This window comes from Ruegeria sp. HKCCA6707 (assembly GCF_013033515.1).
Classification (GTDB): domain Bacteria; phylum Pseudomonadota; class Alphaproteobacteria; order Rhodobacterales; family Rhodobacteraceae; genus Ruegeria.
Genome location: NZ_WQEG01000002.1, coordinates 323,513 through 339,773, shown reverse-complemented (window position 1 = coordinate 339,773; position 16,261 = coordinate 323,513). Strand labels below are relative to the sequence as shown.

18 protein-coding genes are annotated in these 16,261 nt (G+C 58.4%); 13 read left to right on the top strand and 5 right to left on the bottom strand.

Annotated features, from left to right (window positions below; genetic code table 11):
• Positions 1-56 precede the first annotated feature (56 nt).
• The 5 genes from hutI (at position 57) to serB (ending at position 6,213) form a co-directional block, all read left to right on the top strand.
• Positions 57-1,262: an imidazolonepropionase gene (gene hutI / locus GOW40_RS07610; RefSeq protein WP_171132087.1), complete on the top strand. Its 1,206-nt coding sequence runs from the start codon at positions 57-59 to the stop codon at positions 1,260-1,262.
• Positions 1,259-2,794, top strand: coding sequence for a histidine ammonia-lyase (gene hutH / locus GOW40_RS07605; protein ID WP_171132089.1), 1,536 nt, complete (start codon positions 1,259-1,261; stop codon positions 2,792-2,794). Before hutI ends, hutH begins: the two co-directional genes overlap by 4 nt.
• Positions 2,794-3,591: an N-formylglutamate deformylase gene (hutG, locus tag GOW40_RS07600; RefSeq protein WP_171132091.1), complete on the top strand. Its 798-nt coding sequence runs from the start codon at positions 2,794-2,796 to the stop codon at positions 3,589-3,591. The genes hutH and hutG overlap by 1 nt, the downstream gene beginning before the upstream one ends.
• A complete protein-coding gene (gene hutU, locus GOW40_RS07595) occupies positions 3,588-5,270 on the top strand; it encodes a urocanate hydratase (RefSeq protein WP_171136607.1) in 1,683 nt (560 codons plus the stop codon). Before hutG ends, hutU begins: the two co-directional genes overlap by 4 nt.
• Before the next feature lie 67 nt (positions 5,271-5,337).
• Positions 5,338-6,213, top strand: coding sequence for a phosphoserine phosphatase SerB (serB, locus tag GOW40_RS07590; RefSeq protein ID WP_171132095.1), 876 nt, complete (start codon positions 5,338-5,340; stop codon positions 6,211-6,213).
• 4 nt (positions 6,214-6,217) lie between these two features.
• Here the strand turns inward: serB and GOW40_RS07585 are convergent, their stop codons facing one another.
• Together GOW40_RS07585 and GOW40_RS07580 are read right to left on the bottom strand one after the other, a co-directional pair.
• Positions 6,218-8,542 carry a caspase family protein gene (locus GOW40_RS07585; RefSeq protein WP_171132097.1) on the bottom strand — a complete coding sequence of 775 codons (2,325 nt, stop codon included), beginning with the start codon at positions 8,540-8,542 and terminating at the stop codon, positions 6,218-6,220.
• Positions 8,500-8,751, bottom strand: a complete 252-nt coding sequence (locus GOW40_RS07580) for a hypothetical protein (RefSeq protein WP_171230920.1) — start codon at positions 8,749-8,751, stop codon at positions 8,500-8,502. The genes GOW40_RS07585 and GOW40_RS07580 overlap by 43 nt, the downstream gene beginning before the upstream one ends.
• Before the next feature lie 419 nt (positions 8,752-9,170).
• Between GOW40_RS07580 and GOW40_RS07575 the strand changes: the two genes are divergently transcribed.
• From GOW40_RS07575 to GOW40_RS07565, 3 genes are read left to right on the top strand one after another with little or no spacing between them, the layout of a single operon-like run.
• Positions 9,171-9,500, top strand: a complete 330-nt coding sequence (locus GOW40_RS07575) for a helix-turn-helix transcriptional regulator (protein WP_171101479.1) — start codon at positions 9,171-9,173, stop codon at positions 9,498-9,500.
• A complete protein-coding gene (locus GOW40_RS07570) occupies positions 9,488-9,916 on the top strand; it encodes an SRPBCC domain-containing protein (RefSeq protein ID WP_171132101.1) in 429 nt (142 codons plus the stop codon). Before GOW40_RS07575 ends, GOW40_RS07570 begins: the two co-directional genes overlap by 13 nt.
• 21 nt (positions 9,917-9,937) lie before the next feature.
• Positions 9,938-10,252, top strand: a complete 315-nt coding sequence (locus tag GOW40_RS07565; RefSeq protein ID WP_171101474.1) for a YciI family protein — start codon at positions 9,938-9,940, stop codon at positions 10,250-10,252.
• Here GOW40_RS07565 and GOW40_RS07560 read toward each other — a convergent pair.
• The gene (locus tag GOW40_RS07560; RefSeq protein ID WP_171132104.1) at positions 10,249-11,253 is read right to left on the bottom strand and encodes an asparaginase; all 1,005 of its coding nucleotides are present in this window, start codon (positions 11,251-11,253) and stop codon (positions 10,249-10,251) included. The two genes, GOW40_RS07565 and GOW40_RS07560, sit on opposite strands and share 4 nt — an antisense overlap.
• A 178-nt stretch (positions 11,254-11,431) precedes the next feature.
• Between GOW40_RS07560 and GOW40_RS07555 the strand changes: the two genes are divergently transcribed.
• The 5 genes from GOW40_RS07555 (at position 11,432) to GOW40_RS07535 (ending at position 14,871) form a co-directional block, all read left to right on the top strand.
• Positions 11,432-11,965, top strand: coding sequence for an invasion associated locus B family protein (locus GOW40_RS07555; RefSeq protein WP_171101471.1), 534 nt, complete (start codon positions 11,432-11,434; stop codon positions 11,963-11,965).
• Between the two features lie 141 nt (positions 11,966-12,106).
• Positions 12,107-12,274 (top strand): hypothetical protein, encoded by a 168-nt coding sequence (locus tag GOW40_RS07550; protein WP_171132106.1) that lies wholly within the window; start codon positions 12,107-12,109, stop codon positions 12,272-12,274.
• 109 nt (positions 12,275-12,383) lie between these two features.
• Positions 12,384-12,761, top strand: a complete 378-nt coding sequence (locus GOW40_RS07545) for a lysozyme inhibitor LprI family protein (RefSeq protein ID WP_171132108.1) — start codon at positions 12,384-12,386, stop codon at positions 12,759-12,761.
• 79 nt (positions 12,762-12,840) lie between these two features.
• Positions 12,841-14,025, top strand: a complete 1,185-nt coding sequence (rlmN, locus tag GOW40_RS07540) for a 23S rRNA (adenine(2503)-C(2))-methyltransferase RlmN (protein WP_171132110.1) — start codon at positions 12,841-12,843, stop codon at positions 14,023-14,025.
• A gap of 222 nt (positions 14,026-14,247) precedes the next feature.
• Positions 14,248-14,871, top strand: a complete 624-nt coding sequence (locus GOW40_RS07535; RefSeq protein WP_171132112.1) for a cytochrome P460 family protein — start codon at positions 14,248-14,250, stop codon at positions 14,869-14,871.
• A gap of 32 nt (positions 14,872-14,903) precedes the next feature.
• Here the strand turns inward: GOW40_RS07535 and GOW40_RS07530 are convergent, their stop codons facing one another.
• On the bottom strand, positions 14,904-15,242 hold the full coding sequence (locus GOW40_RS07530) for a hypothetical protein (RefSeq protein ID WP_171136606.1): 339 nt from the start codon (positions 15,240-15,242) through the stop codon (positions 14,904-14,906).
• A complete protein-coding gene (locus GOW40_RS07525; protein WP_171132116.1) occupies positions 15,239-16,159 on the bottom strand; it encodes a DnaJ C-terminal domain-containing protein in 921 nt (306 codons plus the stop codon). The genes GOW40_RS07530 and GOW40_RS07525 overlap by 4 nt, the downstream gene beginning before the upstream one ends.
• Positions 16,160-16,261: the final 102 nt, after the last annotated feature.

Below are 16,261 nucleotides of genomic sequence, written 5' to 3'. Positions count from 1 at the left end.
TATAATTATTATACGTATACAAAAATTTTACACGAAGGGAGTCCAAAAGAATCGCGATGACGGAAAAATCTGTGATTTTCTGCCGGTCTTTGGCCACGATGGACGGCCCACGGGCCTATGGCATGATCGATAACGGCGCAGTTGCCATCGAAACCGGACGGATCGCTTGGGTGGGCGTGCAGGCGGAGCTGCCCGCAGCATACAGTCAGTGGCCACGTGTTGATGACGGTGATCGCCTCATGACGCCTGCGTTGATTGATGCGCATACTCATGTGGTGTTTGGCGGCAATCGCGCGGTTGAATTCGAGATGCGGTTAAACGGGGCAACTTACGAGGAGATCGCCCGTGCCGGAGGCGGAATCCTGTCCACGGTGAACGCAACCCGGGCCGCCAGTGAACAAGCCTTGCTGCGCGATGCGTTGACCCGCATTGACGCTCTGATTGCCGAGGGGGTCAGCTGCATCGAGGTGAAATCCGGCTATGGTCTGGACCGTGAGACAGAGTTGCGAATGCTGCGGGTGGCACGACAGATCCCCGAAAGCCGCAATATTAGGGTCAAAACAAGCTTCCTCGGGGCCCATGCCGTTCCCCCGGAATACGCGGATCGCTCAGATGCCTATATCGATGAGGTCTGTATTCCGACGCTGCGCGCGGCACATGCCGAAGGGCTGTTGGACGCAGTTGACGGGTTCTGCGAAGGCATCGCTTTTGACGCCAATCAGATCGCGCGCGTGTTTGATGCCGCGAAAGCGCTAGGCCTGCCGGTGAAGCTGCACGCTGAACAGCTGTCGAACCTCGGAGGTGCCAAGCTCGCAGCATCTTACGGAGCGTTGTCCGCAGATCATATTGAATACTTGGACGAGGATGGCGTGGCCGCGATGGGTGATGCCCGAACGGTTGCAGTCCTTCTGCCCGGTGCGTTCTATACATTGCGCGAAACGCAGGTGCCGCCGGTTCAGGATCTACGCCGCCACAACGTCCCCATGGCGTTGGCGACGGACTGCAACCCTGGCTCGTCTCCGCTAGCGTCTTTGTTGCTGACCATGAATATGGGTTGCACCTTGTTCCGACTGACACCCGAAGAAGCGCTGGCCGGCGTCACCAAAAACGCAGCCCGTGCGCTGGGTTTGGATGACACAGGCCTCATAGTGCCGGGATTGCGGGCGGATCTGGCCGTCTGGGATGTCACACACCCGGCCGAGCTTGCCTATCGCATCGGATTCAACCCGCTTCACGCGCGGTTGGTGGGAGGGCGGACATGACGGAACTGACCCTGACCTCCGGCTCTGTGTCGCTGGAACAGCTTGCGCAGATCTATTGGAACGAAACACCCATTGGTCTAGACCCGGCCTGCAAGCCCGCAGTGGACAACGCAGCACAGCGCATTGCCGAGGCCGCCGCTGGAGCGCAAGCCGTTTACGGTGTGAATACCGGGTTTGGAAAACTGGCCAGCCACAAAATCGCGCCCGAGGACACCTCGACCCTGCAGCGAAATCTGATCCTAAGCCATTGTTGCGGCGTTGGCGCGGCGGTCCCGCGCCGCTTGGTGCGGCTGATGATGTCGCTCAAGCTGTTGTCCTTTGGCCGTGGCGCATCCGGGGTGCGTTGGGAATTGATCGATCTGTTGCAACAGATGCTGGCGCGTGGTGTGACGCCGGTGATCCCAGCGCAAGGGTCCGTGGGCGCCTCGGGCGATCTGGCGCCCTTGGCCCATATGACCGCCGTGATCATCGGAGAGGGAGAGGCCGAGGTAAACGGTGCTGTTCTGCCCGGCGCGGATGCATTGACAAACGCAGGTTTAGAGCCTGTTTCTCTGGGGCCAAAAGAAGGATTGGCCTTCATCAACGGCACCCAGTTTTCAACCGCATATGCGCTTGGCGGTTTGTTCCAGGCCTGGCGCGCTGCTCAAAATGCGTTGGTCGTTTCTGCCATGTCAACCGACGCGATCATGGGTTCGACTGCGCCTTTGCAGCCCGAAATCCATGCGCTGCGCGGGCATCGGGGGCAGATTGATGCAGCAGCGGCGATGCGGGAGGTTCTGGCAGGGTCGGAGATCCGTGAAAGCCACAGGGACGGGGATACGCGCGTCCAGGACCCATATTGCATCCGCTGTCAGCCGCAAGTCACCGGCGCGGCGCTGGATGTGATGCGTCAGGCGGCAACAACGCTGGTGACCGAGGCGAATGCCGCAACAGATAATCCTCTGGTACTCAGCGCGCCTGAGGCCATCGTGTCTGGTGGTAACTTCCACGCGGAACCAGTGGGGTTTGCCGCAGATATGATTGCCTTGGCGATATCCGAGATTGGTGCCATCGCGCAGCGCCGCATTGCCCTGATGGTCGACCCGGCGCTCAGCTTTGATCTGCCGCCATTTCTGACACCGGAGCCAGGGCTGAATTCGGGGCTGATGATCGCCGAGGTTACGACCGCAGCGCTGATGAGCGAGAACAAGCATCTGGCCAACCCTTGCGTCACCGACAGCACCCCAACCTCGGCCAATCAGGAAGACCACGTCTCGATGGCTGCGCATGGGGCACGGCGGTTGAAGCGGATGGTCGGAAACCTGAACTATATTCTGGGGATCGAACTGCTTTGCGCGGCGCAAGGTATCGAATTCCGCGCGCCCTTGACCACAAGCGCGCCGCTGCAACGGGCCATCGACCGACTGCGCGTCGAGATCCCGTCGCTGACCGACGACCGCTATCTCGCACCCGAGCTGGAAAAGGCCCGCGCATTGGTCGAAAGCGGCGACATTTTACACGCAGTTGAAAGCTCGATGCCGGAGCTGTCATGATGCAGGTGGTGACTGTCACACGGGGCCAAAGCCCAATCGTGTTGGGACAACCGCATGGCGGGACCTATGTTCCCGATGACTTTGCCGCCCGTCTGAACGCAAACGGGCGGTCGCTGAAAGACACAGATTGGCACATAAACAGGCTCTATGAAGGGCTTCTAGCCGATGCAACCGTCGTACAATCCAATGTGCACCGTTATGTGATCGACGCAAACCGGGACCCAAACGGCGTATCACTCTACCCAGGGCAAAACACAACCACTCTGGTGCCCGTGACGGATTTCGACGGCCAGCCAATCTGGCAATCCGGACAAGAGCCGTCAGTTGATGAGATCGAAGCGCGGCGGCACGCCTATCATGCGCCGTATCACGCGGCGCTGGCTGAGGAATTGCGCAGAGTAAAAACCCGCCATGGTGTTGCGGTCTTGTTCGATTGTCATTCGATCCGCAGCCGCATTCCGTTCTTGTTCAAAGGTACCTTGCCGGACCTCAATATCGGAACCGACAACGGTGTGACCTGCGCGCCGAAGATAGAGTTTGTTACGAATGAACTTGCAGCATCCTCACCCTTTGACACGGTCCTGAACGGCCGTTTTCGTGGGGGCTGGTCGACCCGTCACTATGGCCAACCGGAAGCTGGGATTCACGCCATCCAGATGGAACTGGCGCAATCGACCTATCTGACCGCCGAAACCGAACCCTGGGCTTTCGACTCTGGCAAGGCCAATCGCCTGCGCCCGTGGTTGCACGATATTCTGACCACCATCCAAGACACTGCTTTGGAGCTTGCCCCATGACCGATCCCCGCAAAAACACGCGCGATATCTTCCCCCCGACCGGCCCCGAGTTGAACGCCAAAAGCTGGCTGACCGAGGCACCGTTGCGGATGTTGATGAACAATCTGCACCCGGACGTGGCTGAAAACCCGCATGAGCTGGTGGTCTATGGCGGCATCGGACGCGCGGCGCGGACTTGGAAGGATTTCGACACTATTGTTGCCGGTTTGAAGGATCTGGAGGTGGATGAGACGTTGATTGTCCAATCCGGTAAACCGGTCGCGATCATCCGCACCCACACCGATGCCCCTCGCGTTTTGATCGCCAATTCAAACCTCGTACCTCATTGGGCGACTTGGGATCACTTTAACGAACTCGATAAAAAGGGCCTGATGATGTATGGCCAGATGACGGCTGGGTCGTGGATCTATATCGGCACGCAAGGCATCGTGCAGGGGACTTATGAGACCTTTGCTGAGGCTGGACGCCAGCACTATGGCGGTGATCTGACCGGCAAGTGGATCTTGACCGGTGGTTTGGGCGGTATGGGCGGTGCGCAGCCCTTGGCCGCTGTCTTTGCGGGTGCTTGTTGTTTGGCGGTGGAGTGCAACCCTGACAGCATCGAGTTTCGCCTGCGCACCAAATATCTGGACGAAAAAGCCGATACACTGGACGACGCATTGGCGATGATCGACCGCTGGACCAAAGCGGGGGAGGCAAAGTCTGTCGGTCTGTTGGGCAATGCGGCCGAGATCTTCCCCGAGATCTATCGTCGCATGACCGCAGGTGGCATGCGCCCCGATATCGTCACCGACCAGACCAGCGCGCATGACCCGATCAACGGCTATCTGCCTTTGGGCTGGTCGATGGCCGAATGGCGAGAAAAGCGAGAAACAGATCCTAAAGCAGTGGAAAGGGCAGCTCGCGCTTCAATGAAGCAGCATGTGGCCGCGATGGTGGATTTCTGGAATGCAGGCGTGCCCACGCTGGATTACGGCAACAACATTCGTCAGGTGGCGCAGGATGAAGGGCTTGAAAACGCCTTTGCCTTTCCCGGATTCGTACCAGCCTATATCCGCCCGCTATTCTGCAAGGGGATCGGGCCGTTCCGGTGGTGTGCCTTGTCAGGTGATCCCGAAGACATCCACAAGACCGACGCCAAGATGAAAGAGCTGTTCCCCGAGAACACGCATTTGCACCGGTGGCTCGACATGGCCTCGGACCGTATCGCGTTTCAGGGGCTTCCGGCGCGCATCTGCTGGATCGGGTTGGGCGACCGTCACCGCGCTGGTTTGGCGTTCAACGAGATGGTTGCAAGCGGCGAGCTGAAGGCACCAGTTGTCATCGGTCGTGACCACTTGGATTCGGGCTCGGTCGCCAGCCCTAATCGCGAGACCGAAGCAATGCTGGACGGATCAGACGCTGTCTCTGACTGGCCGTTGTTGAACGCGCTGATCAATACGGCCAGCGGCGCGACCTGGGTGTCGCTGCATCACGGCGGGGGCGTTGGCATGGGGTTCAGCCAGCATGCGGGTGTGGTGATCTGTGCCGATGGTACCGAGGACGCGGCCCGGCGATTGGAGCGTGTGCTGTGGAACGATCCGGCCTCGGGCGTCTGGCGCCATGCGGATGCCGGCTACCAGAGTGCTAAGGACTGTGCTCGGGCGCATGGCCTGCGTCTGCCGGGTATTCTGGGTTAGGTCAATCTGTCTCTGGTGAAACGCGGACCCCTGCGTTATGCGCAGGGGAACGAACCGGAGACCCAAGATGTACATTGCCACCCTGTTGACCAATCCCAATGCGCCCACGCTGGAACAGGCCTTGGTCGAGTCACTGCGCAATGCCTGGGGTGGCGGCGACGGGATCTGGCTGAGCCCTGACGAGGCGGCCGAGTTCGCCCTTCCAACAGTGCCAGAGAACCTGTGGGACGTCTGGCAAGACCTACAAGGCTCGGGTGTGGACCTGATCGTGCAACCGGCCGAGGGTCGGCGCAAAAAGATGCTGTTGGCGGATATGGACAGCACCATGATTCAGCAGGAATGCATCGACGAATTGGCCGATGAGGCCGGTGTAGGCGCGCGGGTCAAGGACATCACGGCGCGCACCATGAATGGCGAGTTGGATTTCGAAGGCGCGCTGACCGAGCGGGTTGGGCTGTTGAAAGGCCTCGATGAAAGCGTGATCGACAAGGTTCTGAACGAGCGGATCACTTTAATGCCGGGCGGCAAAGCGCTGTTGGCGACGATGCGGGCAAACGGTGCTTATGCAGCGCTGGTGTCTGGCGGGTTCACGGCCTTTACGTCACAGGTTGCTGCCGAGTTGGGATTTGACGAGAACCGCGCCAATACGCTGCTGGCCGAAGGGGGCAAGCTGACCGGTGATGTGCAGCGGCCCATTCTGGGACGGCAGGCCAAGATCGAGGCGCTGGAGCAGATTTCAACCCGTTTGGGGCTGGCCGAGAGCGACGTCATCGCGGTGGGAGATGGCGCAAATGATTTGGGCATGTTGGGGCGGGCCGGGACCGGTGTGGCCCTGCACGCGAAGCCCTCGGTTGCAGCCGAATGCGACGTGCGTGTCAATCACGGGGATCTGACGGCCCTGCTGTATCTGCAAGGCTATGCACGCAGCGATTTCGTGACCTGAGGTATCAGAACAGATCGAACCGCACCGGGTTTTGCGCCCAGTACACGCGCGCGGCCAGCAATAGCCGCTCTTTCGGGTCATTCGACGCTGCAAAGGGCACCGGCACGCCGTATTCCGCGCTAATGTTTTCCAATGCGGCCTCTGTCGCAGGCCCGACCTGACCGTCTACGGCGATACTGCCACCCAACTCGTTCAACGCCATTTGCAGGGCTCGATCCAGATCCGTCCGCGAGATGTTGTCGAGCTGTGATCGTGCCTGGCTTGCGGCCTCTTCATTGGGCAAAAGCGCGGCCTTGGCGGCCCGCAAGGCCGCATCCGCCGGGCCAAGCCCCGAGACCTGACCATCGAGAATGATATATGCACCATTTGCTCCGCCCCAGGCGTCTCCTCTGGACAAAGAGGTGTCGTACCAGTCGAGTGCCTCGGCGCGTGTCCTGCCCGGAAGTTGGTCGCGCAGGATCATGCGAGCGATGCTGGCCGGGGCGGTGGGGTGACCCCCCTCGGCGGCGGCCAGAAAGTATCCTTCAGCCTTGTTTAGATCGACTGGATTGCCACCCAGCCCGTTCAGCGCAACATAGGCAAGATTGTCATAGCCATAGATATCCTTGCGCAGCTCGGACGCACGCAGATACCGCATTCCGCGTTCGGGGATATAGTGATCCGAGTTCTCGCGCAGGAAATAGAGCCCCAACTCGTTCATCGAGAAGGTATGACCCAGTTCGACCGAGCGTTCGAGCAGCTCAAAGCCGCGCTTTTTCTCATCGGCGGTTTCGCCTTGGCGTAACAGGTCCTTGCCCAAACGGTGCATAGCATAGGGGTCTTGCTGGGCGGTGCCTTCTTCCAACAGCGCGCGCGCCTTGTCCGGTTCATAGGGGATGCGCGTTACGGCGCGGTCTATGCGGTCGGTGTCCAGCAGAATGGCCAGCGCATATTTGGCCCGGATATGTCCGGCATCGGCTGCGGCGGAAAAGCTTTCATAGGCGTCCGCAACATTGCCAGCCGCCTGTTGTGCGCGACCCAGCTGATACTGAAACCGGGCAATTTCGGGATGTTCGTCCACAGCTGCGGTACAAGCCGCAAGCGCATTGGTGATGTTCAGCTCGTTGGGCAGCCGGAATACGCCGACCCCGTTCAGGTCCAGAGCATCGCCAGCCTCAAGGTCGCACGCATTCAGACCCAGTTCCAGCGAGACATCAACATTCTGGGCGGTTCGATCATCTGTAACGACCTCAACCGTGAACGTGTCAGAGAAACTGTCTACAATCTCTAACGCGCGGGTGTCCGAGATTTCGGGCGTATAGATCACGTCATTTGATTGCGATCGGCTGCCTGTATTCAGGCTGCCGCGATCAGGTGAATCAACAAGACGTACCGAGACGATGTCGTCACCCAAAGCCTGCTCAATGCGTTGCGTCAGTGGAATGGTCTTGTCGAACTGAAGACTCAGGTCCAGCGATTGTGAGCCAGTGTTTTCCACCTGAATTTCCGGAGTCTCGGCCTGCTGTTGGGCCAGATAGAACGGGCGCACCAAAGTCGAGCTTTCCCAGGGGATCTGCTTGCCTGACGTTTTCGAGTGGACCCGTTCACGGATGACGGGGAACAACTGCTGGATGTTGTGGAAGGGCGATGATTTCACTGTCTCCAGAACTGCCGCTGTATAGGGGCTGTTTTGACCCAAGTCGCCGTCACTGGCCACTGCTCCCGGCGACGTGGAATACGCGACCAGAGAATTCAGCGGTGTGCTGAACACGTCAAAGCCCGAGCGGGTTTCAAACAGGTTGGCGTCCAGATCAGCCGCCAGACGAAGATCCTGAAAGGGATTGTCCCGGCAGGAATCCAGAATGGCAACATGCGCAGCACTGCGCGCGGACAAGGTGTCGATTATGCGGTCCAGTGTCATGGTTGCCAGGGGAACATCGTAAATGCTCTCGAACTGGGCATCAACGGGCAGCAAGTAGTTCCGCCGCCCGATCTGAATACCGTGGCCCGCATAGTAGAAAAGCACATCCGCAGCATCGGGGATATTCAAAACGGCCGTGCGAATAAGCTCTTCAAACTCGCGTTTGCTGAGGTCATATCCGTCATAGACCCTGAAATCGAAGCTGCGCAGCATGTCTGCGATGTCTTGGGCGTCCTTGCGCGCATTGCTGAGATCACCAACAACGTCATAGTCCTGATTGCCGATGACAATCGCAATGCGATTGCTGCCGACCGATTGCCCCAACGCATCGCCCACCGATTGGGCGTGAGAAGCACCCGTTAGGACGAGTGCAACCAGAGCCGGGGTCAGAGCGCGCGCTGTTTTGCGCGCAAGGCTGTGCCGTGACATGTCGCGCCCCTTTTCAGATCAACCCCAGCTATCGCCACCGCCACCGCCGGTACCACTGCCACCGCCGGATCCACTACCACCACCGGATCCACCACCGGCACCGCCGCCACCTGATCCGCCGCCGCTGCTACCACCGGCACCGCCACCGCCTGATCCACCACCGCTGCTGCCACCGGAAGATCCACCGCTGTCGCCACCAGAACTGCCACCCGAGTCTCCGCCTTCGCGGTCTTCGCCGCCAATGCTGGGCTGAGACGAAGCAGCGGTGCTTCCGGTTGATGCTGTCGATGCTTGCGGTGTCGCAACCGCACTTGCAGGTTGGACAGTTGATGTTGTTGGATTGACGACTTCGGTCTGCGACCAGGGAGAAGCACAGCCCGCAAGCGCAACAGCGCTGAGAACGATTAAGGAAGTAGATGTAATCCGCAACTTAAGTCTCCTCGTTAATGCGTCAAACAACCAGCGTATTATGTCTGTTCAGTTTGACCTTTGTACCTTGAATGCGTCGACTTTAGCGTGAAATGGCCGTGTGTATGTGACTTTTCTCACATTTGGCCTGTGATTGTGACTCGCGCACCCAGCTTTCTTTCAGCTTTCGTTAATTTAACAAATGTGTTAAATAATGATCATGACCAGTCTTGTACCCTCCTTTGCCGCCTTGGCCGACGAAACCCGTTTGTCGATTGTTGAACAGCTTATGGACCATGGCGAACTGCCTGCCGGTGATCTTGTCAGAGGCAAAGGGATGTCGGGGGCCGCCATCTCACGACATCTAAAGGTGCTGCGACAGGCGGGCTTGGTGCAGCAACGGGTGCAAGGAACGCGGCGCATCTATTCGATCCAACCTGAAGGGCTGCGCGCCATTGCAGACTGGACCATTTCGAAACGGCAATTCTGGGAAACAAGCCTGGATCGTTTGGGCGATCTTTTGGAGCAGGAGACATCATGGCCGATTTAAAACTGGAACGGGATTTCCCGGTCAGCCCCGAAACCCTTTTTGCCTGGGTGACGGATGGGGCCAAACTGCTGCGGTGGTGGGGTCCCGAAGGAATGCATGTGCCCGAACATGATCTGGATTTCTCACGGTTGGGGCCGTGGTATTCTGTCATGCAAAACAGCGAAGGCCAGAGATACAAGGTTTCGGGCCAAGTGACTCATATAGACCCGCCCAACTCTGTCGGGTTCACTTGGGCTTGGCACGACGATCAGGATCAACGAGGTCCGGAAAGCCATGTGACCTTCTCGGTCCAAGCCACCAATGAGGGTGCGCGGCTGGTTCTGGATCACCGCGAACTGGCCGATGCAGAAGCTGCGGCCAATCACACCAAAGGCTGGACGTCTTCGCTGCGCAAGCTCGAAGCGCAGTGCCAATAGATTTCATCAGGGAGGAGCGATATGCCCCAATATTTATTTGTCTACCACGGAGGTGCGGCGCCACAGAGCCAAGCCGAGATCGATGCCACCATGGCCGCATGGGGCGCTTGGTTCCAGGGCATGGGCGACGCGGTCAAAATCCCGGGTAACCCGGTCGGGCAGTCCTATACTGTCAGTTCGAACGGCGTCGAAGACAATGGCGGGGCTAACCCGGCATCCGGTTTCAGCGTGGTCATGGCCAACTCGATCGACGACGCCAATGACATGGCGAAAGGCTGCCCCATGGTTGTGAATGGATCAGGCTCGGTTGAGGTGGCCGAGATCCACGAGTTCTAGGCCGGATTGGGAAAGTCCGGCGCGGGCCGGATGATCCCGCTTTCCAGGCCACGGCGGCTGAATTGAGTGGCATTCATGAATTTTCTCGTGGCCGGGTGATCGGCCTCGAGCACACCAAGGCTCACCAATATTGCGGCAATGGCACATTCGCTGGCGCGGGTGGTGCCATCGGTGATCTTCAGCGCCACGCCCATCCGCTTTTCCGGGATAATGGCGACAAACACAGCCTCTGCCCCGGTCTTGATAGCGGCACGCCCGTCCATGGCGCGCATCAACTCGGTGCAGGCTCGGGTCTCACCGGCGACAAGTTCAGGGTGTTTCACCATGGCCGCGGTCAATTGCTGTGCCGCATCGCTTGCCCGGTCCGAGCGATCAGCGGCCGATGCAAACCAGGCCATCGACCGTGCCAGTCCCAGAACCGAGGTGGCGAAATTGGGGGCCGAACAGCCGTCAATCCCGTAGCCTGGGCTTGTTTCGCCTGTGGTCTCTTCGACCGCGGACAGGCAGGCCTGTTGAACCGGGTGGTCGATCTCAAGGTATTCTGGCCCGGCCCCCATATGCTGAGCGAGCGTCAGAAACCCGCAGTGTTTGCCCGAGCAATTGTTGTGGATCTGACAAGGTGTGTCATCCGCCAGGATCAGCCGGTCACGGGCGACCTTGTCGGCAGGCTCTTGCGGACCGCAGCGCAAATCCGTCTCGCCCAGCCCCAAATGGTCGAGCCATGATGTCACACGGTCGGTGTGTATCGCCGCGCCGTTATGCGACGCACAGGCCAAAGCCAGGTGTTCCGAATTCAATCCATATTTCGACGCCGCCCCAGAGGTGATCAGCGGAAGTGCCTGGATCATCTTTGCCGATGACCGGGGAAAGATCACCGCATTTGGATCGCCCCAGCTTTGTACGATCTGTCCGGTGTCATCGCAGATCACGGCGTGGCCGAGATGATAGCTTTCAAGCAATGGTCCGCGCCAAAGCTCGGTCATGGGTACTGGCTGCGTCATCTGGCCTCTCATTATTTGCGCAAAAATCTGCCAACCGCCCTTTCGCCTGTGGCGAAACCTGCGTTAGTGTGTGTATGTCGGCAATCATCGGAATGCGCAATGATCATAGACGAACCGGCAGGGTTCGCAGCCGTTCACGATGGGATTGAGGTATAGGTCGAGCTAGGAGGCTGGACACATGGGATTGAAACGCGCCCGCGTCATTGCAGGCTTGTTGATGGCAGGCTTGGCGACAACGGCCAATGCACAGCAGACAGACAGCACCAACCGCGTTGCGGTAAACACGGATTGGAGCGTTTTTGTCGAAGATGACCCGACCGAATGCTGGAGCGTGGCGACCCCCGACGAAACCGTAAACACACGCGGTGGTCGCGTCGTTTCGGTTCGTCGCAGCGATATTCTGTTGTTTGTCGTTTTCCGCCCCAGCGAAAATGTGAATGGGCAGGTGTCATTTACCGGCGGTTACCCTTTTGCCTCGGGCTCGACAGTCAATGTCAGCATTGACGGTGAGCAGTTTGAGTTCATCACTGAAGGCGAATGGGCCTGGCCGGCAACTGAAGGGCAGGAACCCAATGTGATCGCGGCGATGAAACGCGGTACCGAAGCTGTCCTGACTGCCCGGTCCGAGCGCGGCACACAGACCAAAGACACGTTTTCCCTGCTGGGGTTCACGGCTGCTTTGGAAGATGCCGAAAAGCGCTGTGCCAACTGATCGAGCATAGCCAGGGCCGCAAACGGTTGCGGTCCTAATTTCGTACTTAGTTTCCAGATATTCAGGAAACTTGATCCGTATCAAGGCGACCTAGTCGAATTTCTGAACTTAGTAGTTCAGAAAAGAATAGGAGCTGTGCTGATGATTGATAAAACCCTGATCGCTTTGATGTTTGCGTCTGCCTTCGTTCTGACCGCATGTGAAAAAGAAGCGGACACCTATCCGGTGTCTGGTGAGCAATGCGGCCCGGAAGATCCGGTGAAACAGCTGGATGCGGATGACTGCTTTATCCCGCCAGCTGGGATCTAACGACACCCGTCGGGCAACCCAGTCGCAGTGGTTCGAGATCAGATTCCGCGTTAGAGTTCCAAAGTCAGGCGCCTCAGAGCGCCTGGCTTTGGGAGTCGGAGGTTTAAACATGCGCTTTTTTCTGGCCGCTTTATTGGTTCCGTTCGCGGCATCGGCTGATCCAACGCTTGAATGCTCAGATGCAAGCTCTCAGGTCGAAATAGGCGCTTGCGTCCGTGATATGGAGCTTGCTGTGAACGACGCGGTTGAGGCCGCCCTTGGGATTGCGCAATCTTCGGCTCAGGAATTGGACGAGGTTACCGGGCGAGAGGTTGCATTGGCTGCATTGGTGGCGTCGCAGGCCGCCTGGAACGCCTATCGTGACGCCCAATGCGAAGCGGTTGGTGCGTCGTTCGGAGGTGGGTCTGGCACCGGAATCGGGATCACTGCGTGCCGGGTAGAACTTGGCCGCACCCGTGTGGACGAATTGCTGCAGTTTGCGAACTGAGCCGCACGATTCCTTTTGATCTTTCGGCGCGGTCCTATATAGAGGCGCATCCCAAGCCAGAATCCACCGAGATACGCCAATGTCGCCCAAAGCGCCGATCACTCAAGATGTCATGACCATCCCCCGCAAACTGCCTGAGGGGAAGATCAACCTTGTTGGCTTGACCCGCGATCAACTGCGAAGGGCGCTGATCGAACATGGCACGCCCGAAAGGCAGGCCAAGATGCGCACAGGCCAGATTTGGCAGTGGATTTACCAATGGGGCGTGCGCGATTTTGCTGAGATGACCAATCTGGCGAAAGCCTACCGCGCGCAATTGGCCGAAAGCTTTGTGATCGAAATCCCCGAAGTGGTCACGCGTCAGGTGTCTGAGGATGGCACCCGCAAATACCTCTGCCGCATTGCGGGCGGGCATGAGGTCGAGGTGGTCTATATCCCCGAAGAAGATCGCGGAACGCTGTGCATCTCGTCTCAGGTGGGTTGCACGCTGACCTGTTCCTTCTGCCACACGGGCACGCAGAAACTGGTGCGCAACCTGACCGCAGCCGAGATCGTGGGTCAGGTGATGATGGCCCGCGACGATCTGGACGAATGGCCAACCCCTGGCGCGCCCAAAGACGAAACGCGCCTGCTGTCCAACATTGTGCTGATGGGCATGGGCGAGCCGCTTTACAACTTCGAAAACGTCCGCGACGCGATGAAAATCGCGATGGACCCCGAGGGGATTTCCCTGTCGCGCCGTCGGATCACCCTGTCGACCTCGGGCGTGGTGCCCGAGATTGCGCGCACGGCTGAAGAAATCGGCTGCCTGCTTGCGATCTCGTTTCACGCCACCACGGATGAAACCCGGGATGTGTTGGTGCCGATCAACAAGCGCTGGAATATTGAAGGGCTGTTGCAAGCACTGGCCAGCTATCCCAAAGCCTCCAATTCCGAGCGCATCACCTTTGAATATGTGATGCTGGACGGGGTGAATGACAGCGACGAAGATGCGCACCGCCTGATCGATCATATCAAGCGCCACAAGATCCCGGCCAAGATCAACCTGATCCCCTTCAACGAATGGCCAGGTGCGCCGTACAAGCGCAGCTCGAACAACCGTATCCGCGCTTTCGCCAATATCATCTACCAGGCGGGATACGCCTCACCCATCCGCAAGACGCGGGGCGAGGATATCATGGCGGCCTGCGGTCAGTTGAAATCGGCCACCGAACGCGCCCGCAAGTCGCGCAAGCAGATCGAATCCGAGGCGGGATTGGGCTGACTCAGCGGCCCGAACATCGAATTCGATTGTTTTAATGTGAATCGGGTTTTGTCGCGCGGTCTGTTTTGTTAACTTTCTTACAGTCAAGAAACAGGGTGTTCACCAATTTGCACAACCCGGTGAGGCACATGGACGAGGTCATGGAAAGATCTCATTCCATACCTAACCTTGATTAGAGCAGATCAGAAAACAGGCGAACCGATTGTTCGGATGGGCCCAGACATGATTGCAGATTATTCAAAACCCTTGACCGTCGCTGGTGTGCTTGGCGCGCTGGTCATTGGAATTTCCATTGCCGATGCGCAGACGTCTGAACAAGACGCGCATTTGACACTTGAGAATCCGGCAGATTTGACCAAGGACGAGGCGAACGCGCATTACCGGTCGATGTCGCGCAGATTGTCCCGGGGTTATGCAGCCTCGCAGATGGATCTGATCCGTAATTACCAAAGCTGGCCGCTGTTCAATGACGCACCCTATATTTCGGCCACCCATGGTCAGCGCTATGTGAACAGCTATGCCAACCGTGTCGCCGAGAACTATGGCACGATGCACGATGGCGACGTTTTGCCGGTCGGGTCGGTCCTGGCCAAGGACAGCCTGACAGTGACGGATGAAGGCAATGTTCACCCCGGCGCGCTTTTTGTGATGGAGAAACTGCCCGCAGGCACAAACCCGGATACGGCGGACTGGCGCTATATCATGGTAATGCCCGATGGGTCGCTCTTTGGGGATACGATGGGCAATCGGGCATCTGCGGTGGCCTATTGCCATGATTGCCACGAAGCGGTCGCCGAACGGGACTATACCTTTTACGTGCCCGAAGAGTACCAGGTTGGAAACTGACCTCTAGGGAGGATCCGTTGCCGTCAGCGTGGTCACCCGCGCCGAAAGCGCGCCGTTTCGATAACTTCAACCAATTGTTTGCGCACCGGATCCGGTTGCGCCTCGACCGCGTTCAATACCTCGCGCAGCTCGGCGCGCAATCCATGCATTTGATCGATCAGGGACATCATCATCGATAGGGCATCGGCCTCCATGTCATATTGCTCATGCAATTCGCAGGCCAGTTCCAGCCGGGCAACATCGATGCGTTGATAGACCAACCCTTGATCAGATTGCGCGGGGATCACAATCTCGGCGGCCAGATATTCGCTGAGACGGTCAGAGGTCAGACGGGTGACGGTTTCGATCAGTTCCTTCTCGGTCAGGGTCATGAGGGCATTCCTTTCCGTGGATCATAGCGATGCATCTCGCGCCAGTTCTCCATGAACTGCTTCAACTCGTCATCGATCTTTTCGGGCATGGCGACGGTCAGTTCAATCAACTGATCTCCGCGATCAGACGTGCCGCGTTTCTTGACCCCTTTGCCGCGCAACCGCAGGGTTTTGCCGCTGCTGGTGCCCGCCGGGATGCTGACATTCACGCCGCCGTCAATAGTTGGGGCCTGGACCTTACCGCCAAGAATCGCTTCATCAATGGTGATCGGCAATGTGATGTGGATGTCGTCCCCTTGTCGATCAAACACAGCGTGTTTTGCGACCGACACAGTGACCAGAGCATCCCCCGCAGGGCCGTTGCCATAACCCGGAGCGCCCTTGCCGCGCAGGCGGATGGTCTGCCCGTCGGTGATCCCGGCGGGGATTTTCACTTCGATCCGGTCGCCATCTGGCAAGGTCAGCTTTTGGCTGGCACCAAACACAGCGTCCAGAAAACTGATCTGCAGCGAATAGTTCAGGTTGTGCCCGGGCGCATGGAACTCTTGGTGGCCCTGGCCACCAAACCCGCCGCGCCCGCGCATGAACTCGGCGAAGATGTCGGACATATCGTCTGGGTCGGCCTGACGCCCGCGATAGGGATTTCCGGCGGCTTCGGCATAGTCGCGGTAATACTGTTGCTGAGCCCGTTCCTGTCCAGAGGCGTCAATCTCGCCGTTGTCATACCGTGCGCGGGTTTCAGGGTCCTTCAACAGGTCATAGGCAGCGGCAGCGGCCTTGAACTTTGCCTCGGCTTCGGCATCGCCGGGTTTGAGGTCTGGATGACAGTCTTTGGCGATACGCCGATAGGCTTTCTTGATCTCGGCAGCGCTTGCGTCTTTTGCAACGCCGAGAACGGAATAGGGATCGTCGCTCATCTCACCTCTCGTCTATGTGGGTGGGGCTGATCTTGATGAAGGTGTTTTATCATGTGATTTCAACAGGTCAAAATGGCAGAGACACCGAATTGCCTCGCAAAA